We start from the raw sequence: 24,144 nt of genomic DNA on the forward strand, positions 1-24,144 counted from the left end.
AATAAAAGAGAATAATAACTATATAAACTAAAGAGGAGGATATATTTTTTATGGCAAAGAAAGGACAAGAACATTCATATGAGAAAAGAAGATATCAAGGACATGTAAAAAATGATGTAGAACCAGTACCTGAAATGAGGGATAAAGCAACGAAAGGTAAGACCAATAAAAATGTAACATAATTGAGAATGGTGAATGGATAATGTAGTACGGAGCTGTCTCAAAATAGAAAGTAATTTCTATTTTGAGACAGCTCTTTTTATTTTTAATGGTCCTTTTTAATATCAAACAAATAATCTAAGAATGGAACTTCGAATTTTATTTTTTTCAGAAGTACTTTCTTTGATTTTAGGTCATTAATATTTAATTTCAGCAGCATGTATTTTGCTAGAACATATTCAAAGGGGAGCCAACCTGTGTGAGTTATAGGAATGGTATATTTATTAGCTCCCCCCATTTGTTGAGATAGCAATATTCTGCTGGTTAAAGGTAAAGTTTCGTCAAATAAAGCATTTATAGAGGTTATTTTTGATTTGTTTAGTAGGTGAGCATAGGAAATTGGATCTATTTTAAATAGAGGGTGAATCTCTTCGTTATTTATAAGTTCTTTTAAACTCATTTTTTTTACTAAAGGAAATTGTTCATTGTAAGTTTTGAATAGCTTATCTTTATCATGTAGGTAATAAGGTGTTTTCAAGCCGTCATTAAAAAGCTTTCTTGCAAACCGTGTTGCTTTTGATTTATAAAGAATTTTTGGGATATGCCCTCCTGTAGCCATAAAAATTGTTTCATTAATTCTATCATCCATAGAGGAAGCTATGGAAGCAAGCATACCACCAAGACAGTACCCTAAAACACAATTGTTTTTTTTCCACAAACTTAGCTGATCTAGCAAATCTATTGTTGAAAGTATATCAACTACGGCATGTTCCCAAAATCTATACATAACCTTAACTTCAGGCCATAAAAAACTTCTTCCGCTAACAGACTTGTGTTCCACACGAGTATAATTTCCAGGAAGAATAACAATAGTTGAATTCACCCCTGCTGAGGCTAGATGGGTTCCCATCCACAATAGAAATTTTATATTTCTACTGCCTAATCCATGCAATATTAAAACTGATGCCCTTATTTTTGATTTTGGGTTGAAATTGTATAATTCAACAGTTTCAGTACCCAAAGCAGGTCTATTATAAAGGGTTTTGAATCTTATATAATTGCATTTATAAAACTTACTTTTCAAAATGTAGCCTTCGACATATGGAATAGATCTTTTATAATAATTAAAATTAATTTTCATATTTTAGAGAATCCTCTCAATATAGAAATACTATTCACTTATTAGTATATAGATATTGATTTGGGAATATGTCTATTTATTAATGAGTAAGAATGGTAAAATTAAAATTATAGATTATTTGGAAAATAATGATTGTTAAAAGAGGTGGTTAAGAATGAAAGTGAAATTCTACGATGATACTATGGAAGTAGCTGTAAGAAAAGAAATAAATAAACCATATGGGGATGTAATAGTTACTGAATTAGAAAGTATTGAAGAATTATTTATAGGACATTTTGCAGATCAAGGGCCATTAGCTAGTATAGACTTATTACAGTATTGTACAAATTTAAAAAAATTATCTTTACTAGAGACCAGGATAAGGGATATTTCAATATTAAGTAAATTAAAAAATCTAGAATATTTAGATTTACAAGATAACTCCATTGAAGATTTAACTCCTTTAAGTTGTTTAAATAATTTAATACACTTAAACTTGAGTTATAATCCTATAATAAATATCAAACCAATAGAAAATCTAAACAAAGTAAAATACTTAAATTTATATGAAACCAAGGTAAGACAAATAGAATTAGATGGTTTTCTAGAATTAGAATTTTTAGGATTTCCGGATAAATATGAAGATTTTGATATAATAAATAAGTATCCTAAGATTTCAGGTATAATGTTACCAGCTTTTATGAGTGATCTAAATATTATTAATAAAATAAAAAATAAAAAACAAATCAAAGAATTGCATATATACAACAATAAAATTCATGACTTAAAATTCATAGAGGATTTTAGAAATTTGGAGAAATTAAAATTATTCGCAGATGAGATTAATGATGTAAGTTACCTAAAGAATTTAACTAAATTAAAGGAATTAGATTTAGAACTCAATCATATAACTGATATTACTCATCTTTCTAATCTTATAAATTTAGAAAAATTATCATTAGACTCAAATATGATTAAAGATATATCACCACTAAAACACCTTAAAAATTTAATCTATTTAAATCTATCAGCATGTGGGATTAAAGATTTACAATCAATTAGTAATTTATATAATATTCAAGAGATTGACTTATCATATAATCACTTAGAAGATATTGAGTGTTTAAGTGGATTAAAAAATTTAGTGGAGCTTGATTTATCACATAATGAGATAGAAGATATTGAGTGCTTAAGTGAATTGAAAAAATTAGTAGAGCTTGACTTATCGCATAATGAGCTAGAAGATATTGAATACTTAAGTAGATTAAAAAATTTAGTGAAGCTTGACTTATTATATAATGAGATAGAAGATATTGAATGCTTAAGTGTATTAGAAAATTTAGTAGAGTTATATCTTGCATATAATATGATTAATGATATTAATCCACTTAAAAACTTAGAAAACTTAAAAACGTTAAGCATATTCGACAATGATGATATTGATGTGGAGGAGTTGGAAAATATGAAAGCTGAAAATGGAGTGGAGATATTTTACTAATATGAATTAGCATCATATTAAGGCTAACATGGGAAACAAAATTCCTGCGTTAGCCTTTTTCATGAAGGTTTAAAAGCGAAGTATTAAGGTTCAAATGCGAAAGTGTTTTAGAGTTAGTAGATAGTAAAGCATGTAAAGAAAGTAGTAGATAAAGGAGAAGCTAAGAAAAATTAATTGACGAAAGGCAAGGACTTGAGAGTGATTTAAAGAATAGAATAATATAATGGGAAAGTATAAGGGTTTAAGAAGATAAAGATTTCTGGGACAGAAATAACCAATAAAGGTTAGGTATTAAATTGAAGGAGGTATATTATTTGAAGGAACAATGGATAGAATATAAACCTGATGAAATTTCAGCCGATGAATATGAAGTAGTTAAAGTTTTATATGATTGTAATGGTACTCTAGTCGAACTTGAAGGTAACATGTATAATTTAATAATTCGATTTGACTATCCAGATGCAGTTAGGATATGCGATGAAGGGAAAAGAATAAAAACTTACAATGAAGCAGAAGGTCTTCAAGAGTACAGAAAAAACTTTAATGGAATACCAATATACAAAGTTTATCATTCTGAGTTTTATAATTGGGTTGTTGATGAGAGTGTAGGCATATACACTGATTTTGTGCATTATGCGATAGTAACTTTAAATGATATAGTGGATATAATATCATCGTCACCACCTGAGATTCATGTCCAGGAATTGTAGTTAATCTAGGGCCAAACCTACAATATTAGTATAAAACATATTAGTCTGATTTACATTCTAACATCAAAACATGTTGAAGGCTAACTATACAAAAAAATGAAATAGAGTTATGGAATTGACAAACAAAGTCCATCACTTTATTTTTGTTTATACATAAAAGTCTGACTACATGATTTAATTTTGTAGTAAGTAAATGAATTTAAAAATAAGAAAAAATAAATTGGCAATAATGAGTAATAAAACTATTTATAAGATTATTTTGTGGATATTGTTTTTTATTTAGATGGGCGATAATTCAAGTTTTCAAGAAGAAAGTGGGATTTAGGTTTAAGAGCAGAGCCTTTTGGGGGAGTTGGTAAAATTAAAAAATTAGATAATATTAATAAAAATTTGGATTGTTACCTGAAAACCTTGTGTTGAAGAAGTGTATATTCTTGAATCATGTTATAAAGAATTAAATGAATAATGAGGTAAAGATTATGTGCTATAATTTTACTTGCAATATGTTACTGAAAAGGAGTGTACGCTATGACAGAAAAGCTTTATTATAAAGATTCCTACATAAAGGAATGTGAAGGGCAAATAGTTCAGGTATTAAAAGAAGAAAATAAGGTATTAGCAGTTTTAAATAGGACTCCCTTTTATCCAGAAGGTGGTGGGCAACCTTCAGATACAGGATATATAAATGGAGTTAGAGTTAAGCATGTTTTTGAAAAAGATAATCTAATTTATCATGAAGTTGATGGAGTGCTAGAGTGTGGAAATGTATTATGTAGTGTGGACTTTGAAAGAAGATTTGATTTCATGCAGCAACACTCTGGAGAACATATTGTATCAGGTATTATATACAAGTTATTTAAAGGAAATAATAAAGGCTTCCATTTAGGTGAAGATTATATAACCATGGATATTGATATGTATCCTTTTACTAATGATATGATAGATACTTTAGAAGAAGAAGTGAATAAGGCAATATACAAGAATGTTCCCTTTAAAACGTATATTGTAGATAATGAAGGGTTAGAAAAAGTTAATGCAAGAAAAAAGTTTCATGTAGATGGAGATATAAGAATTGTTGAAGTTGATGATATAGATTGTTGTCCTTGTTGTGGAACTCATCTGTCAAGAACAGGAGAAATAGGTATAATAAAAATACTTAAAGTAGAAAAATATAAAGGTATGAGTAGATTATATTTAAAATGTGGTAATAGAGCGTATAAAGATTATAAACATAAGCATAATGTAATAAATACATTAAACAAATGTTTTTCAACTGATGAATATAACTTACTTAAGTCTATAGGTAATCAGCAGGAGCAACTAAATAATTTGAAAAAACAGTTGAATGATTTAAAAAACAAATTAGCCATGGAAGAAGTTTCAAAGTTAATAAATGCTGCTGATAATAAGTTTATATTTAAAAGATATGCAGAAGAATCATTTGAAGAAATCAGAACTATAGGGGAAATTTTAAGTGAAAAGAATTATATACTTGTTCTAGCTTCAGAAATAGATAAGAAATTATTATTTATTAACAATAGTGAATTGAAGATAAGTTGTGGCAAAGTTTTTAAAGAACATATCAAAAAATTTAATGGCAAAGGTGGAGGCAGAGATAGTATGGCTCAAGGAGCTTTTGAAAATTTAAGTGAATTAGAAGGATTTTACTCGTTTTTATGTGAAATGGTAAAAAGGTGTATGTGATATCCTAACAGTAGAAATTTCCTAGAATTATTACATGATATAGGACAATAATAAATATATCAAGTAAAAGAGGAGGGATATTTTTATGGTACAAAAAGGATCACAATCTTCTATTGTAAAGAAGGATGAAGCAAATCCACCTAGAAAAGACTGGAAACCTATTCAGGGCTTAGATAACGCCACACATCAAGAACATGTTGGACCACAAGCAGCTAGAATTAAAAATAGTGTTAAAATTAAAGGTCAAACAGAAAAACAAGAATTACCTAACCTACAAGAAAAATTAAGATAAATCTTTAAAAGATAATATGAATTAAAAAACTGAGCAACTTATCCAGCTGCTCAGTTTTTTATTTTTTGACTTCTATATATCCTTCGCTTATTGCATCAAGGTTATCTTCCCAAAGATATTTTCTTGTTTCAGAAACTATAACGCCACTCATTAACAATAATGAGATTAAGTTAGGTAGTGCCATAAGTCCATTAGCTATATCTGATAGTTTCCAAACTACGTCTAAAGACCATATAGAGCCGAAATAAACGAATACTATGAAACATAATTTGTATGCGAAAGCAACCTTTTTACCTGCTAAATACTCAATAGCTTTATCTGCATAATATGACCAACCAAGAATTGTAGAGAAAACGAAAGTTATTAAAGCAATTGTTAATATAGTTTTACCTATGACGCCAAATGTACCAAAAGCAGCATTTGTAAGCTCTCCACCTTCTAATCCTCTATTCCATACTCCAGTATTAACTAATACAATACCTGTAATTGCACAAACGATAACTGTATCCCAGAATGTACCTGTTGAAGCGACTAGAGCTTGCCTAACAGGATTTCTTGTTTGAGCAGCAGCAGATACTATTGGTGCACTACCAAGACCAGATTCGTTAGAGAATAATCCTCTAGCAACCCCAAATCTAGCAGCCATCATAACAGTTGCTCCAGCGAAACCACCAGTTGCAGCCTGGCCAGTGAAAGCTGATTTTACGATAAGTGCAATTGTAGCAGGAATTGTTTTATAACTCATAGAGAGTATTATAATACAACCCAATATATAGAAAACTGCCATGAAAGGAACTAATTTATCACATACCTTAGCTATATTCTTTATTCCCCCAAGAATAACAATAGCAACTAATGCTGCAAGTACTATACCAATAATATTTTTGTCAATTCCAAAAACATCATTTATCATTCCAGTAGCAGAGTTAGCTTGAGCCATACAACCTATACCTAAAGCTGCAAGAGCCGTGAATAAAGCAAATAACACACCTAGAACTTTACCAGTTACTTTAAGGCCATACTTTTCTTTTAATCCATGTTCAAGAACATACATAGGACCACCAGCCATAGTTCCATCTGATGTTTTAATTCTGTATTTTACAGAAAGAAGTGCTTCCCCATATTTTGTTGCAATACCGAATACACCAGTTAACCAAGCCCAGAACACTGCACCGGGACCACCAATTGCGACAGCAGTAGCAACACCAACGATGTTACCAGTACCTATAGTGGCGGCAAGAGAAGTTGCCAAAGCACTAAATTGACTCACATCACCTTGTGCAAGTTCATCTTTTGTTACTGACAGTTTGATAGCTTTACCGATATGTCTCTGAATAAATCTTAATCTCACCGTTAGAAAAATATGAGTAAATAATAGCGTTACCAGGAGAGGTATTCCCCAAACCATATCTGCGATTTTACCAATTAAATCAACAAAATTCTCCATGAAATTATATCCTCCTCCAAAAAAATATATTTTTTGTGTACTTTTATTATAATGTATTCCTAAAATTCTGATAAATACAATATTAAATTAAAATAATACAAAATTCCAATTTTTGAAAACGTTTTAAGTGACGCCGAGATTGGAATTTTTAAACATCCTGAGAGAAGCAAAAGCTTCTCTCAATTAGTTAGTTATTGTACCTGTTTCATTAGTAATATCTCTTATATCTTGAATCCAACGAACATCTTTAGTTTGAATCACACTATTGGCAACTGCTGTAGTGATTACTTGACTGTTATTCATTTCTTCAGCACAATCATATTCACAATCAAAGACAAGTTTTTTATTTGGAGCACTACCTTCGTTTATAGTAATTTCATAAGTTCTTTTACTCAAAACATCACCTCACATAGTTAATACATTTAGTTTCTACATTATCTACAATAAATATTTTCTAATTCAAAAGAATTTAATGGAAAACAATACAATTTAATAAAAAAATGTGATGAAATTTCAAGGTGGGAGTCAACTGTCAACTTCTTTCAAAAGCATGCGGAGCATGCTTTTTTTATGTTATAATCTTAGGTAAAGTAATAATTTAACAAATGTTTCGTAAATTTCGAGGTGAAAAAAATGAAAATTGTACACACAGGAGATTGGCATATAGGAAAATTAGTTCATGGTATTCATATGACAGAAGAACAACAATATGTTTTGGATAAATTCATTGAATTTTTAAAAGAAGAAAAACCAGATGTATTAATCATTGCTGGAGATGTTTATGATAGGTCTATTCCTCCAGTTGAAGCGGTGGAATTATTAGATGAATTTTTGAGTAATGTATTAATCGACTTAGGGATAAAGGTAATGGCTATTGCAGGAAATCATGATAGTCCAGATAGATTGGCATTTGGAAGTAAGATTCTAGAGAAAAAAGGTTTATATATTTGTGGAGAATTAAAGGATAAAATTGAGCCTATAGTATTTGAAGACGAATATGGAAAGGTAAACTTTTATTTAATTCCATATCTTGAACCTGCTATTATTAGAGAAAAATTAAAGAATGATGATATAAAGACTCATGATGATGCTTATAAAGAAGTATTGAATAAAATAAAGTTAAATATTAATGAAGATGAAAGAAATGTATTAATCACTCATGCTTATTTAGGTGGAGGGGTTGAAGTCGAAACCAGTGAATCAGAGAGACCTTTATCTATTGGTGGAAGTGATATTGTATCAGTGGATTATTTTAAGGATTTTGATTATGTTGCATTAGGTCATATACATAAACCACAGAAGGTTAAATATAATCATGTTAGATATGCAGGTTCCCTTATGAAATATTCATTCTCTGAGTATAATCAAAAAAAGAGCTTCACTATTGTGAACATAGGAAATGATGGGTGTGATATTCAACTAGAACCTATACAGGTGAAAAGAGATATGAGGAAGATTAAAGGAGAGCTAGAACAATTGATTTCAAAGGATATATATAAGGATGGGAACAATGAAGATTACATAATGGCTATACTTACTGATAAAGGAGAAGTGGTTGATGCTATAGGTAAACTTAGAGCTGTATATCCTAATGTGCTGAGAATAGAGAAAGAGTCACTAGAGAGAATCAATGAAGGAGAGAGAACATCTGCTGGAGAAGATTTTGTAAAGAAGAATACTTATGAGTTGTTCAAGGAGTTTTATGAGAACATTGTTGGTCAGGACCTTGATGAGATAGAGGAGAATATTTTGAAAGAAACAATTGGTAATATTGAAAGAGAAGGGAGGGCACAGTAGTGAAACCCTTAAAATTAATAATAAGTGCTTTTGGTCCATATGGAGGGAAAGAAGAAATAGATTTCACTAAGTTAGGAAACAAGAGTATATTTCTTATAACAGGTAGAACTGGGGCAGGAAAGACAACTATATTTGATGGTATATCATATGCACTGTATGGTGAGACCAGTATAACAGAGAGAAATGCTGAGAGTTTAAGGAGTCAGTTTGCTAAGGAGAGTGAACTGACTGAGGTGGAACTTCAATTTAAATTAAAAGGAAAAGAGTATAGAGTTTATAGAGTACCTAAACAGCAAAGAGCTAAGAAAAGAGGGGAAGGGTTTATTGAGTGTAAACCTGAAGCAACTTTAGAAATTTTTAATGGTGAAGAGAAAAAAATAATAACGGGAGTAGCAAAAGTTAATAAGAAAATTGAAGATCTCATGGGGATAAGTGGAGAGCAGTTTAGGCAGATAATGATGATACCTCAGGGTGAATTTAGAAAGCTCCTTACCTCGGATAGCCAAGAAAGAGAACGAGTTCTTAGAAAAATATTTGATACCAAGATATATAGTTTGCTTCAAATAAAATTAGATAGTAAGGCTAAAGAGATATATGGAAGAATTAAGAATAAAAAAACATTAAGAGATGGTGCAATTTCAAGAATATCAATTGAGGAAAATCAAGAAAATGAAGAACTTATTAAAATACTAAATAGTGAAGATAGAAATATTCAGTATATAGTAGATGAAATGGAAAAATATATCCTTCAAGATAAAGAAAGTTTAAAAGAAAAAGAGCAAGAAATTGATAATATAAACAAAGGAATCAAGAAAGAGATTGAGATAAAAAATAAAGCTTTTCAAAAGAATAAGATTATTGATGATATAAAGGAACTTCAAATTAAAAAAGAGGAACTTACTGGTGAAAAGGAGATTTTCTTATCAAGAGAGGAAAGGTTGAGTAAGGCACTGCTCTGCGAAAAAATAATACCGCTTGAGATGAATGTTCTTAAAAGAGAAGAAGAGATTAATAACACTAAGAAGAAAATTGAGCTTGAGGATAGTGAATTAAAAGAATTAAAAGATAGAATCTTAGAAGAGAAAAAAGAATATACACAATTAAACACACAAGAACAGATAGAGGCGATAGAGAGAAAAAAAGAAGAAGTTATTATATTGAAGAAGTATATTGAAAAAGTAAATAAGATCGAAGAATTAAAGAAAGAATTCAAGCTGTATAGCTGTAGGCTTGAAGAATTAAGACAGTTAAAAATTCAGGAGACAGATAAAAGAGAAAAAATATTAAAGACTACAGAAGAAAAAGATAAATTAAAAGAGAAACTATCTAAAGAGTTAATGAGTTTAAGTGAGATAAAGGGTGACTATAACAATAAAAAAAGTACATTTGATGAGATTGCAATAACATCAAATGAATATGATGAGGTTTATGAGTCCCTTCTTCAACTATATAAAGAGAAAAAGCAGTATTCAGGGGAGTTAGAGGGCGTTGAGAAATGGATTTCTGAATTGGAATTAAAGAAAAAAGAATTATTTAATGAATTTATAAAATCACAGGGAAGTATTTTAGCTAAAGAATTACATCATGGTGAACCATGTCCTGTTTGTGGTTCGAAGGAACATCCTAATCCAACCAAGCATAATGCAGAGTCAATTGATATAGAGAGTTTAGAGAAGTTAGATCAGCAGATAAATTCTGTTAAGGAGCAATATAATACCTTAAAGAATAATTACTCAGTTTTAGACGAGAGATATAAAGGGGAAGAAAGGAATTTTACCAAACTAAAGTTAAGGCTATCAGAGAAATCATCCCTTGATAATATAAAAGAAATGAAATATAAAGAGTCTAAAGTAGAGTTAAGCAATAGAATAGAATTACTGAAAAATGAACTAGAAGATATTAATATAAAGATTAAATTAAGAGATGAAATAGAAGCAAAACTTTTAAAAGTAACAAAAGAAATAGAAAATTACAAAATAGAATACAAAAGTACAATTGATAATATAGAGGCATTATCTAAAGAATATGATAGTGTATTTAAAAAGCATTCTGAGAGTGAAGCAATGCTAAAAGAAATAGCATCATCTGTTCCAAAAGAATATCAATCAAGTGAGAGATTATCCACAGGAATAAAGGATAAAGAAAGTTTTGTTTTATCATGGGAAAAAAATATTAAGGAATATGAAAATAAGATTAAAGCTTTGGAGAATTCTTTATCATCTAAAGAGGGAAGATTGAAAACTTTACAACAATCCTTAGTAGAATTTGAAAAATCAATTAAGGAAATGATTGATAGTTTTAAGGAGGCTGTAAGTAAAAATTTCACGTGCAAAGATGAGTATGAGAAGAGTAAGTTATCAGAAGTTGAAATTAGTGAACTGAAAAAGAGTATAGAGAAATTTAACAAGACTATGGAAGAGGCTAAAGCAAAGTTAGAAGAACTTAATAAACATGTAGATTCTTTAGAAAAAGAGAATGTTGATGAGATTAACTCTAAAATATTGGAACTTGAGAACCTTAGAGGGGAAATTGATAAACAACGAGGAAAAATAAACTCAAGATTATCAAATAATGATAAGGCACTACAAGAGATAAAAAGTGTTTCGGAAGAGATAAAAGGCGAGGAAAAGGAATATAATGTTATAGGATATCTTGCAAAGGTATCAAGAGGTGAAAACTCTTATAGAATAACTTTTGAAAGATATGTTTTAGCAGCATTTCTTGAAGATATATTACATGCTGCAAATTCAAGGTTCAAGATTATGACAGGAAATAGATATTTACTATACAGGACAGATGAACTTCAGAGAAAGAATAAGCAGAGTGGACTTGAACTAGAAGTGTATGATAACTATACAGGGCAGAGACGACATGTTAAAACACTTTCAGGGGGAGAAAGTTTTAAGGCATCATTGTCAATGGCATTAGGCTTATCAGATGTTGTACAGTCATATGCTGGAGGAGTGAGACTAGATACAATGTTTATTGATGAAGGATTTGGTACACTTGATCCAGAATCATTGGATAGTGCAATAGCATGTCTTATAGATCTTCAGAAAAGTGGAAGACTTGTAGGAATAATATCTCACGTACCAGAGTTAAAAGAGAGAATCGATGCACAATTGATAGTAAAGGCAACAAATAAGGGGAGTAGTACAGAATTCAAGATTTGATAAGTGATTAAGGGGGAAAATTAAAATGGGTGAAATGATAAGAAAAATGTTTGGGAACTTTAGGCGATATTCTTTATTTTTACTGGTTCAGGGAGTAATTATTGCATGTCAGTTTACAATATTTAATGATGGAGCATCAGATATTATATCCCAGAGAAGTCTGAAATCGACTTCGGGTATATCAATATTAGGAGGGATTATTTTATTCTTTTTGTCACCACTTCTAGCTTCATATTTAGCTACAATTAACAAAAATATTCTATCAGGTAAAAGAAAAGAATTTGGAGCGGAATTAAGGGAAGCGTTATCTTATTATGGGAGTGTTTTAGGGGGGACATTTCTCATTGGGCTTATGATATTTGGAGTTATTTTTGTGAGTCTTTTAGTAGCGCTTATTCCTGTACTAGGAATACTAGGTGGTATAGCTGGATTAGTATTTATGATATATTTGGTTGTAAAATATTCAACAATTGCTGAATCCATAGTGTATAGAGAGTATGGAGTAACAGACGGAATGGATACATGTAAGGATGTTGCTAAGGAGCATTTTTGGGAGCTATTTCTTTTGTGTGTTCCAGTGGCAATATTAAATATAATTAGTGGAACAGTTGGAGGAACAGTTGTATTAGTAAGTATTTCAATTATAACAATGCTGTATTCAATATTTGCATCATACTATAGAATTACCCTGATTTCTAGAGTATATGGTGAGGATTACAATGAAGTTACTGGAGAAAAGGAAGATGAGTCTTCAGGGATTTAAAGATAATTGTCAATGGAGAATGATGTAGGTTCTGGCGTTTCTCAGAACCTACATTTAAATCATTAGAAGGAGTATTTTATGAAAAAACATAGACATATTTCTATAATTATTAAATTACTTACTCACGAAAAAGTAACTGCAAAAGAGTTAGCTGAACAACTAGAAGTGTCAACTAGAACAATATTGAGAGATATCGATACTATAAATGAAGCGGGGATACCTATTATTTCTTATCAAGGAAGAGATGGTGGATTTGGAATAATGAGTAGTTTTAAAATCGATAAGAACTTTCTTTCAAGACAAGAGGTTAGTACACTTCTAATGTCTTTGAGGGGAATTGAAAAGGCATACATATCTCAAGAACTTAGAAGCATTATGGATAAACTTGAACATATTCAGGACACAATACAAAACAGTGAAGATAGTAAAAATAATGTTTTGTTTGATTTCTCATCATGGGGGAAAAGTGGTTATACGGAGAAAAAAGTTAAGTGTATAAGGGATGCAATAAATTACAAAAATGTAATCCGATTTATGTATTTTAATGCTAATGGAACTTACACAGAGAGGGATATAGATCCAATTCATTTGTTGTTTAAGAGTACGTCATGGTATGTATATGGTTTTTGTAGGGTAAGGAATGATTATAGATTATTTAAATTGAGTAGAATTAAGAATCTAGAAATAACTGATGAATTATTTGAAAGAAAGAATATGGAATCATATGAATTTGATCAGGATTATTCTTATGGACATAATGAGCGTAAGAATGATAAGATTTTATTGAAATTCAAGAAAGAAGCGGTTAATAAGCTATGTGATTATATAGATGTAGAAGCCATGGAATTTAAAGAGGATGGCTATGTTTATGCTGAGCTCAATTTTCCTATTGATGAATGGTCAATAGGCTTCATATTGGGTTTTGGAGAAGAGGTAGAAGTTATTGATCCAGTATTTTTAAAGAATATCATTATTGATAAAGTAGAAAAAATCAATAAACTGTATAAAAGTGCAAATGATGAATAGAATGAATATGCCTTAGGATAATAGAGTTAGAATTTCAAGAAAATTTACAAATAGTTTCAAAAATGTTGACAAAATTGTAAGGTTGGTTTATAATAGCAATAGATCGAATAATTAAAAAGAGGGTTTTAATATACACGGGGGACGGTATATTATTCAAAAGAATGTTCTCTGAATACAGAATACTTTTTAGTAATATGCCAAATGAATATATTGGAAACAAATGAGAATCTTTCCTATTCGGAAAGATTTATTTTTGTTTACAGAAAAATAATGTATAGGTAAATAAAATTCTCATTTATCTCTAATTAGATATCCGCAGAAATTGTATATTTACGGTATGTATTAAGGGATTTTACTTGTAAAGTATAGTTTATAAGATTTATAATTGAATTAATAATAAGTTTTGTTAAAGGAGGATTAAAATGCACAAAAATGGAAATGTAAAAAAAACACTGTTCACAAATTACATTATATTCACAATAACCTCCTTATGTTTATTGATAGTATGCCTATTGGGTGGTGCCTTTTTATATTCCTCATCACTACAAAAGGGATCAAGAGATTTCATAAAAGTATACAATGTAATGGCTGAAGATATTGTAAAAAGTGATTATAAAAAAATAAATACAGATGATTTGGAAAAATTGAATGGATGGATTGAAATTGTAGATGAACAGGGGAATGTAGCATATTCTAGTGGAGTTGTTCAGAAGGTAAGAATGAACTATGGGCCAGGAGAAATATATGATCTTCTTGTAGATGAGAATGAAAAATATTTTATTACTAGCACAAAATTTGAAGGATATAATGGTATAAAATACCGACTCATTGTTAGAGTAGATAAGAAATTGTATTATGAACAATTCACAGAAGATTTTTTATATGACTTTATAGCATCACTAAAAGGTTCCCTTATAGTTTTTATTTTTTTATTCTTTTTAAATATTTATTTATTCTCTATATGGGTGGGAAAAAGGATTACAAATCCTTTGACTATACTTACAGAGAGGCTTAGGAATTTTGCTAAAGCAGAGAATAAAAAGAAAATTCATTATAACAATTCTGTAGAGATGGAATTCGTGGAAATTGCAGACTCATTTAATTATATGATAGATGAGATTGAAAGAATAGAAGAGGAAAAGAAAGAACTTGAGGATAGTAAGCAGAAATTGATAGTGGATATTTCACATGATATAAAAACACCAATTACAACAATTCAAGGATATGCTAAAGCAATTGCAGATGGAATTGTGAAGGATGAAGAGGATAAACAAAAATATTTAAATATTATTTATATGAAAGCAAGAAGTGTTACTGAACTGATTAATCTTCTTTTTGATTATGTAAAACTAGATCATAGGAGTTATGAATTGAGTTTTGAAAAGAAAGATATAAATGAACTGGTAAGACAGGTTATTGCTGAGAATTATGAAGATATAATTGTTAATGGATTTGAAATAGAAGTTCATATTAAAGATGAGAAGTTGCTAATTGATGTTGATTTTATGCAGATGAAGAGAGTAATATCAAATCTTATTTCAAATTCTCTCAAATATAACACCACAGGAACAAAAATCATAATAAGTGTAGATGATATAGAGGATTCAGCAATAGTAAGAGTTGGGGACACAGGAGTAGGAATACCAAAGGACATAAGAGGGAATATATTTGAGCCATTTGTAAGAGGAAGTAAAGATAGAGCTTCTAAGGTTGGTGGTAGTGGATTGGGATTATCAATTGTAAAGAGAATAGTTGATATGCACGATGGAACAATTGAACTTTATGATGAAGTTGGAGAAATGAAGAGTATGTTCCAGATTACATTACCGAAGAAAAATTCGAAATAATAATTAAGTGGAAATGTTAAAAAAATATAAAGTTTTATTAACAAATATGATTATCTCAAGGGAATATGATATAATGATAAAAAGTAAATAAAACTATATTAGGTGGTGCAGAAAACTATGAAAAAAAGTTCGGGGATTTTTTCCAAGTTAGTTTTGCTATTGACGGTAATTCCAATATTAGAATTATATATACTATTTAAACTTGCAGGAGCAATAAATTGGGGACCAACAATACTACTTGTTATTGTTACAGGGGTAGCAGGAGCATATCTTGCAAAACAACAAGGAAAAGAAATATTAAATAAAATAAAGATGGAATTAAGCAGTGGTAACATGCCAGGAGATTCATTATTGAATGGATTGAGTATTCTTGTAGGTGGTGTGCTGTTATTAACACCGGGTATATTAACTGACATTACTGGATTCTTACTAATAATACCAATTTCAAGAGTTATATTTATTAAATTTTTGAAGAGTAAATTTAATGGTATGATAAACACTGGAAACAGTAACTTTGTATATATAAATAAAGATGATTATAATGAACACTAAATAAAAGCGCTTAAAGGCGCTTTTAATCATTGTATAAAAATTCTAAAGAATGGGGTAATAGAATGAAGATTATAGTTTCACCAAGCAAGATACAACAGTTTGAGAGAAGAATATCATATAAAAATTCAAACCCAAAGTTTCAACCGGAGAGTTTTGAACTTAGAAAGATACTGAAATCAAAATCGCAAGATGAAATCACTAGAATAATGAAAATCAAAGGTAAAAAGTTAGAAGAAGTTCTTAAAATTTATGAAACTTCAGTTGAAAATTTGGATAAAGCCTGTGCTATTGAAGCATATACTGGGTTTGTTTTTAAGGAATTATATTTAGAAGGATATTCTGAAGAAGAACTTGAATATATGGAAGATAAGTTAAGGATATTATCAGCTTTATATGGAATTTTAAAACCCTTTGATAGTATAAATCCCTATAGATTAGATATGACTATGAAGATTTGTGATGAAAGTTTATATTCATTATGGACTGAAAAAATATCACAAGAATTTTCAGATGAAGAATTAATAGTGAATTTAGCTTCAAAAGAATTTTGTAAGCTCGTAAAAAGGCCAATGTTGACAATTGATTTTAAAGTAATGAAAGATGGGAAATTAAAAACAGTAGGTACATACGCAAAGAAAGCTAGAGGGATGATGTTACACTACTTGATAAGCAATAGAGTAGAAGATATCTCTAAAATAAAGAAATTTGATATGGATGGTTATTTTTTTAGTGAAGAAAACTCTAAGGATAATAATTGGGTATTCATAAAAAAAGCGTAAGGTTTTTAACCTTACGCTTTTTTTATCTCAGAAACGAGGATTGTAGAATTATCAACAGTTTCCTTGTGGAATTCAAAGTAATATCCACAGTTAAGTGTGTCTACAAAAGTACTTATCCACAATGATCTTAAATCATAGAATACATTTATATCTCCATCGACGTTATCCCAATAGTCTTTGTGAAGACAGTTTGAAACTTTCCATTGAAGCAATTCAGCTGTACTGATTGTAATGGATTTAACATTATCACATGGCATTCCATCAAGAATAAAATCATTTATTAATTTGTTGATGCTTTCTGGTGAAGTTATAGACGATTTATCAACAGAAAGAGCACATCTTTCGGCTTGAGCTGAGTAAACGCCTTTAATTAAATCCATTCCATCTTTATATTCTCTTATAATGTATGTGATTAAAGCTGCTTGTCTTGATTCAGCTTCCCCAATTCTTGCATGTAACCATCCGTGGATGTTGCTAGCATCGATTAATTCTTCAAGTGGTTTATTCTCTAATGGGCACCCAAATTTCTCATTTATAAGATGAACATAATTATCAATTTTATTTTCCTTAGAAGAATTTATAGCCTCTATAATATTCTCCTCTAAATCACTAAATAATCTAATTTTGTTGTAAAGCCAATGATGTATTGGTCCTAAAAATAAACTCATAATAAACCTCCTGAATTTTAAAAATTATTTTTTCCTTTTGCTGTGCTATATTTTTTAAACTACTTTTCTATGGTTTTGGGATTAATTTCATCATAGATTTTATAAACACCTTGGATAAATTTATCTAGAGTTATTTGATCTATGAAATCACCAAGTTTAGTTCCTAATTCTGCATTGTCATTATAGAATTCGTAAATTGATTCAACCATGTTAAAAGCCTCATCTTCATTCAAATTTGAAGCTATTTTATCAGAAAGTCTAGGATGATATCCAGCACTTCCGCCAGCTATCACTATATAACCTTCATCTTTAGTTCCGATGACTCCAATATCTTTTGAGTTAACACTTCCACAAGCATTACGACATCCAGCAACCCCGATTTTAGTTCTATTAGGTGTTGGAGCTCCATAAAATCTTTTTTCAAGTCTTAGTCCTAATGGAAGTGAATTCTGTTTCATTCTTTTGCAGAAAGTAGCTGGACACATCTCTACATTTTTAACTGAATATGGAGATAAAACTGCAGGCTCCATACCAAGATCTTTCCAAGCCTTTTCCACATCTTCTGCTTTTAAACCAATTATCATCAGTCTTTGACCAGATGTTAATTTTATAGATGCATTATACTTCTCAGCAACTTCTGTAATTTTTAATAAAGTTTTATGATTAACAAAACCTCCAGGTATTCTAGGGGTAATTGCGTAAGTTCTTTTATTATTTCTTATTCTTTGCAAAACTGCATATTTAGGCATTTTCATATTATCACCTCGTTATATATAAGATTAGTTTATTCACTAATTTCGATTTCATGTAAATTATAATAAAATTATATACAATAAATAAGAAAAAAGAGGTAACCTACGATACATGAAAACAGAAATTTTAAAAATAGGAAACAGAATTATAAAAAAATAATTAAGCTAAATTCTTGAAAGGAGAGCATTTTACTCCAAGAAAGTGAGTTTTGCATTAAATAGGACATGTGTTAAAATAGGGGGTATATACTAAACAGTTTAGTATATACAAACATAAAGTTTAAAAGATAAAGAAGGGATGAGGGGAGTGAATATTCAACAATTAGGGAGACATATTCTTGTTGAAATGTATAACTGTGATAAAGAGATATTAAACAATCACAAACTTATTGAGGGGTATATGAATGAAGCTGCAGAAAAATCAGGGGCGACAATAGTACAAAGTGTATTTCATATGTTCAACCCATGGGGAGTTAGTGGGGCTGTTATTATTCAAGAATCTCATTTAACAATTCATACTTGGCCTGAATATGGATACGCAGCTATAGATTTATTTACTTGTGGAGATAGTGTAGATCCATGGATTGGGCTAGATTATTTAAAGACAATGTTAAAAAGTAATAAGATAGAAATTAAGGATATTATTAGAGGTGAAACTAGTAAAATAAGATATTTTTCAAATGAGAGATTTCAAAATATGCATTTCAAACCAATTAACCTTGAAGAAAATAATGATTAAATTTTATAAAATTTTTGTTGACATTTATAAATTACATGCATATAATAAATATTAATCAGAGTGATGTACTCGGAATAAAGTGGTAAAGCGTAGAAAAAGGAAAGTAGTATAAAGGAAATATACAGAGAGAGATTTCAAAGCTGAGAGAGATCTTATAGGAAATTTATATGAAGTGCCCTTTGGAGTGTGTACTGAAAGGCTAGTTGGCTAGTAGGCTACACGGGGATTCGCCCCTTATAGCGATAGAGCATATAGGTGCTTGAAAAGTGGATACTTTGTATCAATTAGAGTGGAACCGCGGATAATACTTCGTCTCTTAATGTAGAAATGCATATATGAGAACGAGGTTTTTTTATTTTTATTTTAAAAAGTAGGAGAAATTTTATTTATTTTTTAGTAACTTAGGAGAAATTTTAAAAGAAAAGGAGAGATTAGATTATGTTTATGAATATTTTAGAAATGATAGGTAAAACACCGATTATTAAACTTAATAATGTAGTAAATGAGGATATGGCAGAAGTATATGTTAAATTGGAGGGGTTCAATCCAGGAGGAAGTGTAAAAGATAGAGCGGCGTTAGGAATGATAGAAGCTGCACAAAAAGAGGGGTTATTGAAGAGTGGAGATGTTATTGTAGAACCCACTAGTGGAAATACAGGAATAGCCTTGGCTATGATAGGTGGGTTAAAAGGACATAAGGTAATTCTTGTAATGCCTGATACAATGAGTAAAGAGAGAAGAGCTATAATGAAGGCATATGGAGCTGAACTTGTATTGACAGAAGGAGCAAAAGGGATGAAAGGCGCAATTGAAAAGGCGTATGAAATGGCTGAAGGTAAAGACGGATATTTCATTCCTCAACAATTCAATAATGAGGCGAACTCTTTGAAGCACTATGAAACTACTGCAGAAGAGATATATAGTGAAATATCAGATGTAGATTATTTTGTAGCTGGAGTAGGAACTGGTGGGACTATTACTGGAGTAGGAAGAAGACTTAAAGAATTGAATCAGAATATAACAAATGTAGCAGTTGAGCCTACAAATTCAGCTGTTCTTTCAGGTGAAGGGCCGGGATCACATAAGATTCAAGGAATCGGAGCTGGATTTGAACCGAAAATATATGATGGAAGTGTAGTGGACAGAATTATTACAATTAAAGACGAAGAAGCTGTTGAAGCTGCAAGAAAAATTGCTCAAAGTGAAGGGTTATTATTAGGAATATCGTCAGGGGCTAGTATTGCAGCAGCTATAAAACTTGCTAAAGAAGTAGGAAAAGGCAAGAAAATAGTAGTTGTTTCCCCTGATGATGGAGTGAAATATTTATCAACAGGTCTCTATTAAATAGAAGAAGAATAATAGGAGCTGAAGAGAATGAGATTTTTTAGAACTTTGAAATATGATATAAATCATGTGCTCCAAACAGATCCAGCAGCTAAGAGTTTTCTGGAAGTACTAATATTATATCCTCATATTCATGCTTTAATTGGATATAGAATTGCTCATGCTATTTATAAGAAAAAGTTTTTTTTATTATCAAGAATGATAAGTCAGATAAGTAGATTCTTTACAGGAATTGAGATACACCCAGGTGCACAAATAGGAAAAGGCCTGTTCATAGACCATGGAATGGGAGTTGTTATTGGAGAAACTACTATAATTGGTGATAATGTTACCATATATCAAGGAGTAACTTTAGGTGGAACAGGAAAAGAAAAAGGTAAGCGACATCCCACTATTGGAGACGATGTAATTGTTGGAGCTGGTGCTAAAATTCTAGGAAATATATACATTGCCTCAGGAAGTAAAGTAGGAGCAAATGCAGTGGTTCTTAAGGATACAAGTAAGAAATCCACTGCAGTAGGTATACCTGCTAAAATTTTGCCAAAGAGGCCTAAGGCGATTGACGATATAGAAGAGGATGGTAAGGTTATAAAGATATATAATGAGATGATAATATAAAGATTTAGAAACAAATGGAGAATTGATAATGTATAATGGAGAATGATTGACATTTCTCTTCGTGAAATTATAATTTTATTGTTTCTTGGACAATAGAGGTTTACTCGTTTCAATTAAATGAAACATTATATTTTAAATACAATATTTTATCAAGATAAAATGAGTAAAATCTTCTTGTGCTAAAGAAAAATAAGATATAGTTTCTGCGTAAGCAGAAACATCCATCATTCTCCATTATCAATTATCCATTATACATTAAAAAAAGCATGTGGAGCATGCTTTTTTTTATACCTACTTGACAATGCAAAGTAGCATTGGTACAATTTGCATATAGCTACTAAGTAATGCAAAGTAGGTGAAAAAAATGGCAAAAGATACTCAACTATTAAAAGGTATTCTAGAAGGATGTATTTTGAAGGTGATAAGTAAAGGGGATGCCTATGGATACAAAATCCTTGAGACTTTAAATGAATATGGATATAAAGAATTATCAGAAGGAAGTGTATACCCCCTTCTTCTAAGATTAGAAAAGAAAGAAATTATAAGAGTTGAAAGAAAAAAATCTCCTTATGGACCTATGAGAAAATATTATTTTCTAACTGATGAGGGGGAAGTATATCTTAATGAGTTCAAGAAAAACTGGAATGAGATTAGCTATATAACAAATAAAATCTTAAATGATTAATAGATTGGGGGCGATTAATATTAATAAAGTCGAAGAATTAAAGAACAATAGAGTTGGGTATGAAGAGAAGCTAACAGGGGAATATAAAAAGGCATATTGCAATGTAAGGAGATATATTTTGGGGAGTTCAGTATTAAAGATACAAAAAGAAGAGGTGATGAGTGATATTCTTGAGATGTTTCTTGATTATCAAGAAAATAACAAGGATATATCTTCTCTTTTAGGAGGAAATCATGAAGAATTTTGTGAGAAGACTATTGAATCACTGAGAACATCTAGGTTGGGGAAAATATATGGAGTAATTAAATGGTTAGAGATTTTCATTGTAGTGATGTTAGTTGAAATAGGAGTTGTTTTTGCATTCTCTATGATAGGGGTTGAAAAGTCTGAAATAGTTGATTTAAGAGATTGTTTAATACTACTTTTAGTGGGTATATTTTTAGCAACTGGTATTGGTAAATATAAGATGATTAATATATATACACCATGGAGAATGAATATTTATGAATTTATGAAAGATTTGAAAGTGTTTGTTTATATAGAGTTTGGATTAATCTTATTTGTGCATCTTTTCCTAAAAAACATAGAGTGGTATTTAAGCGGGGGGATGCTATTGAACATGGCATTTAGAGGTTTAATCTTATTATTTATAGTAAATATAATGAAAGTTATTTTTGCAAAGGGGATGAAATCATGAATATAAAACAACGAAATAGTCTTTATAATATTGCAACTGCTTTGGGAGCGGTAATCACATTTATTGTAGGATACTTGGGTGTGTTAGTAATTACAGATAGAATGGAGTCAATAGGAAGACACTATGGATATGGATTTATTTGTATAGCGGTTATTTCAGCAGTGCTGACTTATTTTATGTTTTTGAAAGGTAAGATGTGTAAGTTGATAATTGAGATTAAGGGGGAGTGGGGTAAGGAAATTAAGAAAAAGAGAAAATTGGATCAGGTTAGCAACATATTTAAAAGTATAGTTGAACATCGCAATAAATCTAGTGAGGAATTTTATATAGATGATCAAACTTGGTTAGACTTAAATGGAGATGGTATTTATAAAAAGCTTGATAGAAGTTATTCCTTTTTAGGGGAAATTGGAATGTATTTTATGTTGAGATATCCATTGCTTGATAAGAAAAAGATATTAAGAAGAAAAAACATAATTCAGTGGTTTGAGAAAAATAAGGAAAAAAGAGAAGAAATTCAATTTGCTTTTGCAAACATAGGAAAAGATAAGGAGTATCTATTATCATCATATATTTTTAAAGAGAATAAAATGGAGATACATAAAAATGATCAGATGGCTATCGCTGTGTGTTCAAAGTTATTCTTATTAATAGTTCCGATTTGGTTCTTAGTTTCTGGAGGAGCAGCAGTGTTATTTACTGTGATATTATTCGTTGTAAATATGTTACTTTCTCTTAAATTGAAAAATGAAGTGGAGGGGAATGCTCCAATATTTTCTTTAATGGGTAAGATGATCATATCTGGAAATAAGATTGTAAAACAGATAAGTGGAGAAAGGGAATTTGAAGAGGGTTTTTCACAGCTGCAAAATATGTTAAAAAAGTGTGACGTCATAAGAAAAAATAGTTCTCTTTTGGTGAAAAGTGAAGTGCCTGGAAATGAATTATCTGATTTGCTAGCAGAATATTTTAATATAATGACCCTTAATAATTATAGAAAGATGGCAAAGGGCATAAAGTATATAAATAAGTATGAAGAAGAGTTAATAGAAATATTTATGTTATTAGGTGAAATTGAAGGGTTGATTGCTGTAGGTTCTTATAGAAAGAATATATCATATTGTTTGCCAGAATTTATAGAAGAAAATAAAAGCAACATAGATGCTGTTGAAATCTATCATCCTTTGGTTGAAAATTGTGTCCAAAATACAATAAATATTGCCCAGGGAATAATAATTACAGGGTCCAATATGTCTGGAAAATCGACATTTTTACGTACTATAGGAATATGCCAGTTGTTCAGTCAGACTATAGTAACAGTTCCAGCAAAGAAATTTGAAACTGGTTTGATGAAGATAATAAGTTCTATCGATATACATGACGATATTAACAACAAGAAGAGTTATTATTTCGTTGAAGTAGAAAATCTATTCAGGATAATTGAAGAGAGTAGTAAAGGGGTTCCGGTATTAGCATTAGTGGACGAAATACTTAATGGTACAAATCCAGTAGATAGAATAGCTGCGGCTACGGGAATACTAAAGTATCTAGAAAAACATATGTGTATCCCTATTGTTGCAACTCATGATATGGAACTTACTGGTAATTTGAAAGATAGATATAATTGTTATTACTTCACTGAAAAGGTTGAAGGTAATGGTATGGAGTTTGATTATAAAATAAATGAAGGGGTATCTGATAGCAGGAACGCTATAAAACTATTAAAGGTTGTTGGATATCCACAAGAAATACTTGAAAATATAATATGATATAG

Annotated in this window: 23 protein-coding genes and 1 other annotated feature; of the genes, 18 read left to right on the forward strand and 5 right to left on the reverse strand. The window is 30.1% G+C overall.

Going from position 1 to position 24,144, the window contains the following annotated elements; all coding sequences use genetic code 11:
- Positions 1 to 50: 50 nt before the first annotated feature.
- Complete coding sequence (locus tag KDK92_RS24515; protein ID WP_276575928.1) at positions 51 to 182, forward strand: hypothetical protein; 132 nt, start codon at positions 51 to 53, stop codon at positions 180 to 182.
- 83 nt (positions 183 to 265) lie between these two features.
- On the opposite strand, the gene KDK92_RS08440 is transcribed toward KDK92_RS24515, so the two are convergent.
- The gene (locus tag KDK92_RS08440; RefSeq protein ID WP_250858794.1) at positions 266 to 1,243 is read right to left on the reverse strand and encodes an alpha/beta fold hydrolase; all 978 of its coding nucleotides are present in this window, start codon (positions 1,241 to 1,243) and stop codon (positions 266 to 268) included.
- A gap of 211 nt (positions 1,244 to 1,454) precedes the next feature.
- Between KDK92_RS08440 and KDK92_RS08445 the strand changes: the two genes are divergently transcribed.
- The 4 genes from KDK92_RS08445 to KDK92_RS08460 all read left to right on the forward strand — a co-directional run bounded on the left by KDK92_RS08445 (position 1,455) and on the right by KDK92_RS08460 (position 5,483).
- Entirely contained in the window at positions 1,455 to 2,777 is a 1,323-nt protein-coding gene (locus KDK92_RS08445) for a leucine-rich repeat domain-containing protein (protein ID WP_250858795.1), read from the forward strand.
- A 314-nt stretch (positions 2,778 to 3,091) separates the two neighbouring features.
- A complete protein-coding gene (locus tag KDK92_RS08450; RefSeq protein ID WP_250858796.1) occupies positions 3,092 to 3,487 on the forward strand; it encodes a hypothetical protein in 396 nt (131 codons plus the stop codon).
- 528 nt (positions 3,488 to 4,015) lie between these two features.
- On the forward strand, positions 4,016 to 5,191 hold the full coding sequence (locus tag KDK92_RS08455) for an alanyl-tRNA editing protein (protein ID WP_250858797.1): 1,176 nt from the start codon (positions 4,016 to 4,018) through the stop codon (positions 5,189 to 5,191).
- Between the two features lie 85 nt (positions 5,192 to 5,276).
- Positions 5,277 to 5,483: a hypothetical protein gene (locus KDK92_RS08460; RefSeq protein WP_250858798.1), complete on the forward strand. Its 207-nt coding sequence runs from the start codon at positions 5,277 to 5,279 to the stop codon at positions 5,481 to 5,483.
- Between the two features lie 58 nt (positions 5,484 to 5,541).
- Here KDK92_RS08460 and KDK92_RS08465 read toward each other — a convergent pair whose 3' ends face one another.
- Both KDK92_RS08465 and KDK92_RS08470 read right to left on the reverse strand, forming a co-directional pair.
- Complete coding sequence (locus KDK92_RS08465) at positions 5,542 to 6,930, reverse strand: alanine/glycine:cation symporter family protein (protein WP_250858799.1); 1,389 nt, start codon at positions 6,928 to 6,930, stop codon at positions 5,542 to 5,544.
- A gap of 183 nt (positions 6,931 to 7,113) precedes the next feature.
- Positions 7,114 to 7,326 (reverse strand): hypothetical protein, encoded by a 213-nt coding sequence (locus tag KDK92_RS08470; protein ID WP_250858800.1) that lies wholly within the window; start codon positions 7,324 to 7,326, stop codon positions 7,114 to 7,116.
- A 237-nt stretch (positions 7,327 to 7,563) separates the two neighbouring features.
- Between KDK92_RS08470 and KDK92_RS08475 the strand changes: the two genes are divergently transcribed.
- From KDK92_RS08475 to KDK92_RS08505, 7 genes are all read left to right on the forward strand, one after another.
- Positions 7,564 to 8,727 (forward strand): exonuclease SbcCD subunit D, encoded by a 1,164-nt coding sequence (locus KDK92_RS08475; RefSeq protein ID WP_250859903.1) that lies wholly within the window; start codon positions 7,564 to 7,566, stop codon positions 8,725 to 8,727.
- The gene (locus KDK92_RS24800; RefSeq protein ID WP_250858801.1) at positions 8,727 to 11,900 is read left to right on the forward strand and encodes an AAA family ATPase; all 3,174 of its coding nucleotides are present in this window, start codon (positions 8,727 to 8,729) and stop codon (positions 11,898 to 11,900) included. The genes KDK92_RS08475 and KDK92_RS24800 overlap by 1 nt, the downstream gene beginning before the upstream one ends.
- 25 nt (positions 11,901 to 11,925) lie before the next feature.
- A complete protein-coding gene (locus KDK92_RS08485) occupies positions 11,926 to 12,663 on the forward strand; it encodes a hypothetical protein (RefSeq protein WP_250858802.1) in 738 nt (245 codons plus the stop codon).
- 78 nt (positions 12,664 to 12,741) lie between these two features.
- Complete coding sequence (locus tag KDK92_RS08490) at positions 12,742 to 13,689, forward strand: helix-turn-helix transcriptional regulator (RefSeq protein WP_250858803.1); 948 nt, start codon at positions 12,742 to 12,744, stop codon at positions 13,687 to 13,689.
- Between the two features lie 422 nt (positions 13,690 to 14,111).
- A complete protein-coding gene (locus KDK92_RS08495; protein WP_250858804.1) occupies positions 14,112 to 15,536 on the forward strand; it encodes a sensor histidine kinase in 1,425 nt (474 codons plus the stop codon).
- Between the two features lie 117 nt (positions 15,537 to 15,653).
- On the forward strand, positions 15,654 to 16,088 hold the full coding sequence (locus tag KDK92_RS08500) for an FxsA family protein (protein WP_250858805.1): 435 nt from the start codon (positions 15,654 to 15,656) through the stop codon (positions 16,086 to 16,088).
- A 62-nt stretch (positions 16,089 to 16,150) separates the two neighbouring features.
- A complete protein-coding gene (locus KDK92_RS08505) occupies positions 16,151 to 16,867 on the forward strand; it encodes a YaaA family protein (RefSeq protein WP_250858806.1) in 717 nt (238 codons plus the stop codon).
- An 11-nt stretch (positions 16,868 to 16,878) separates the two neighbouring features.
- Here KDK92_RS08505 and KDK92_RS08510 read toward each other — a convergent pair whose 3' ends face one another.
- Together KDK92_RS08510 and KDK92_RS08515 are read right to left on the reverse strand one after the other, a co-directional pair.
- The gene (locus tag KDK92_RS08510) at positions 16,879 to 17,535 is read right to left on the reverse strand and encodes a hypothetical protein (protein ID WP_250858807.1); all 657 of its coding nucleotides are present in this window, start codon (positions 17,533 to 17,535) and stop codon (positions 16,879 to 16,881) included.
- A gap of 59 nt (positions 17,536 to 17,594) precedes the next feature.
- Complete coding sequence (locus KDK92_RS08515) at positions 17,595 to 18,284, reverse strand: nitrite/sulfite reductase domain-containing protein (protein WP_420852336.1); 690 nt, start codon at positions 18,282 to 18,284, stop codon at positions 17,595 to 17,597.
- A 316-nt stretch (positions 18,285 to 18,600) separates the two neighbouring features.
- On the opposite strand from KDK92_RS08515, the gene speD reads away from it, so the two are divergent.
- The 6 genes from speD (at position 18,601) to KDK92_RS08545 (ending at position 24,139) form a co-directional block, all read left to right on the forward strand.
- Positions 18,601 to 19,026 (forward strand): adenosylmethionine decarboxylase, encoded by a 426-nt coding sequence (gene speD, locus KDK92_RS08520; RefSeq protein WP_420852337.1) that lies wholly within the window; start codon positions 18,601 to 18,603, stop codon positions 19,024 to 19,026.
- An 81-nt stretch (positions 19,027 to 19,107) separates the two neighbouring features.
- Positions 19,108 to 19,346, forward strand: a binding site (T-box leader).
- Between the two features lie 115 nt (positions 19,347 to 19,461).
- Positions 19,462 to 20,370, forward strand: coding sequence for a cysteine synthase A (gene cysK / locus KDK92_RS08525; RefSeq protein ID WP_338115264.1), 909 nt, complete (start codon positions 19,462 to 19,464; stop codon positions 20,368 to 20,370).
- A gap of 30 nt (positions 20,371 to 20,400) precedes the next feature.
- Positions 20,401 to 20,988, forward strand: coding sequence for a serine O-acetyltransferase EpsC (epsC, locus tag KDK92_RS08530; protein ID WP_250858810.1), 588 nt, complete (start codon positions 20,401 to 20,403; stop codon positions 20,986 to 20,988).
- A gap of 364 nt (positions 20,989 to 21,352) precedes the next feature.
- Positions 21,353 to 21,673 carry a PadR family transcriptional regulator gene (locus KDK92_RS08535; protein WP_250858811.1) on the forward strand — a complete coding sequence of 107 codons (321 nt, stop codon included), beginning with the start codon at positions 21,353 to 21,355 and terminating at the stop codon, positions 21,671 to 21,673.
- Positions 21,666 to 22,370 (forward strand): hypothetical protein, encoded by a 705-nt coding sequence (locus tag KDK92_RS08540; protein ID WP_250858812.1) that lies wholly within the window; start codon positions 21,666 to 21,668, stop codon positions 22,368 to 22,370. The genes KDK92_RS08535 and KDK92_RS08540 overlap by 8 nt, the downstream gene beginning before the upstream one ends.
- Positions 22,367 to 24,139 carry a MutS-related protein gene (locus tag KDK92_RS08545; RefSeq protein WP_250858813.1) on the forward strand — a complete coding sequence of 591 codons (1,773 nt, stop codon included), beginning with the start codon at positions 22,367 to 22,369 and terminating at the stop codon, positions 24,137 to 24,139. Before KDK92_RS08540 ends, KDK92_RS08545 begins: the two co-directional genes overlap by 4 nt.
- Positions 24,140 to 24,144: the final 5 nt, after the last annotated feature.

Source organism: Oceanirhabdus seepicola (genome assembly GCF_023684385.1).
GTDB lineage: Bacteria > Bacillota > Clostridia > Clostridiales > Clostridiaceae > Oceanirhabdus > Oceanirhabdus seepicola.

Bases quoted from the DNA above. Each gene is read 5' to 3' on its own strand.
- KDK92_RS24515 (WP_276575928.1), top strand. From the start codon at position 51: ATGGCAAAGAAAGGACAAGAACATTCATATGAGAAAAGAAGATATCAA.
- KDK92_RS08460 (WP_250858798.1), top strand. From the start codon at position 5,277: ATGGTACAAAAAGGATCACAATCTTCTATTGTAAAGAAGGATGAAGCA.
- KDK92_RS08510 (WP_250858807.1), bottom strand. From the start codon at position 17,535: ATGAGTTTATTTTTAGGACCAATACATCATTGGCTTTACAACAAAATT.
- KDK92_RS08515 (WP_420852336.1), bottom strand. From the start codon at position 18,284: ATGCCTAAATATGCAGTTTTGCAAAGAATAAGAAATAATAAAAGAACT.
- epsC (WP_250858810.1), top strand. From the start codon at position 20,401: ATGAGATTTTTTAGAACTTTGAAATATGATATAAATCATGTGCTCCAA.
- KDK92_RS08455 (WP_250858797.1), top strand. From the start codon at position 4,016: ATGACAGAAAAGCTTTATTATAAAGATTCCTACATAAAGGAATGTGAA.
- KDK92_RS08445 (WP_250858795.1), top strand. From the start codon at position 1,455: ATGAAAGTGAAATTCTACGATGATACTATGGAAGTAGCTGTAAGAAAA.
- KDK92_RS08535 (WP_250858811.1), top strand. From the start codon at position 21,353: ATGGCAAAAGATACTCAACTATTAAAAGGTATTCTAGAAGGATGTATT.
- KDK92_RS08505 (WP_250858806.1), top strand. From the start codon at position 16,151: ATGAAGATTATAGTTTCACCAAGCAAGATACAACAGTTTGAGAGAAGA.
- KDK92_RS08490 (WP_250858803.1), top strand. From the start codon at position 12,742: ATGAAAAAACATAGACATATTTCTATAATTATTAAATTACTTACTCAC.
- KDK92_RS08465 (WP_250858799.1), bottom strand. From the start codon at position 6,930: ATGGAGAATTTTGTTGATTTAATTGGTAAAATCGCAGATATGGTTTGG.
- KDK92_RS08495 (WP_250858804.1), top strand. From the start codon at position 14,112: ATGCACAAAAATGGAAATGTAAAAAAAACACTGTTCACAAATTACATT.
- KDK92_RS08540 (WP_250858812.1), top strand. From the start codon at position 21,666: ATGATTAATAGATTGGGGGCGATTAATATTAATAAAGTCGAAGAATTA.
- KDK92_RS08475 (WP_250859903.1), top strand. From the start codon at position 7,564: ATGAAAATTGTACACACAGGAGATTGGCATATAGGAAAATTAGTTCAT.
- KDK92_RS08545 (WP_250858813.1), top strand. From the start codon at position 22,367: ATGAATATAAAACAACGAAATAGTCTTTATAATATTGCAACTGCTTTG.
- KDK92_RS08485 (WP_250858802.1), top strand. From the start codon at position 11,926: ATGGGTGAAATGATAAGAAAAATGTTTGGGAACTTTAGGCGATATTCT.
- KDK92_RS08500 (WP_250858805.1), top strand. From the start codon at position 15,654: ATGAAAAAAAGTTCGGGGATTTTTTCCAAGTTAGTTTTGCTATTGACG.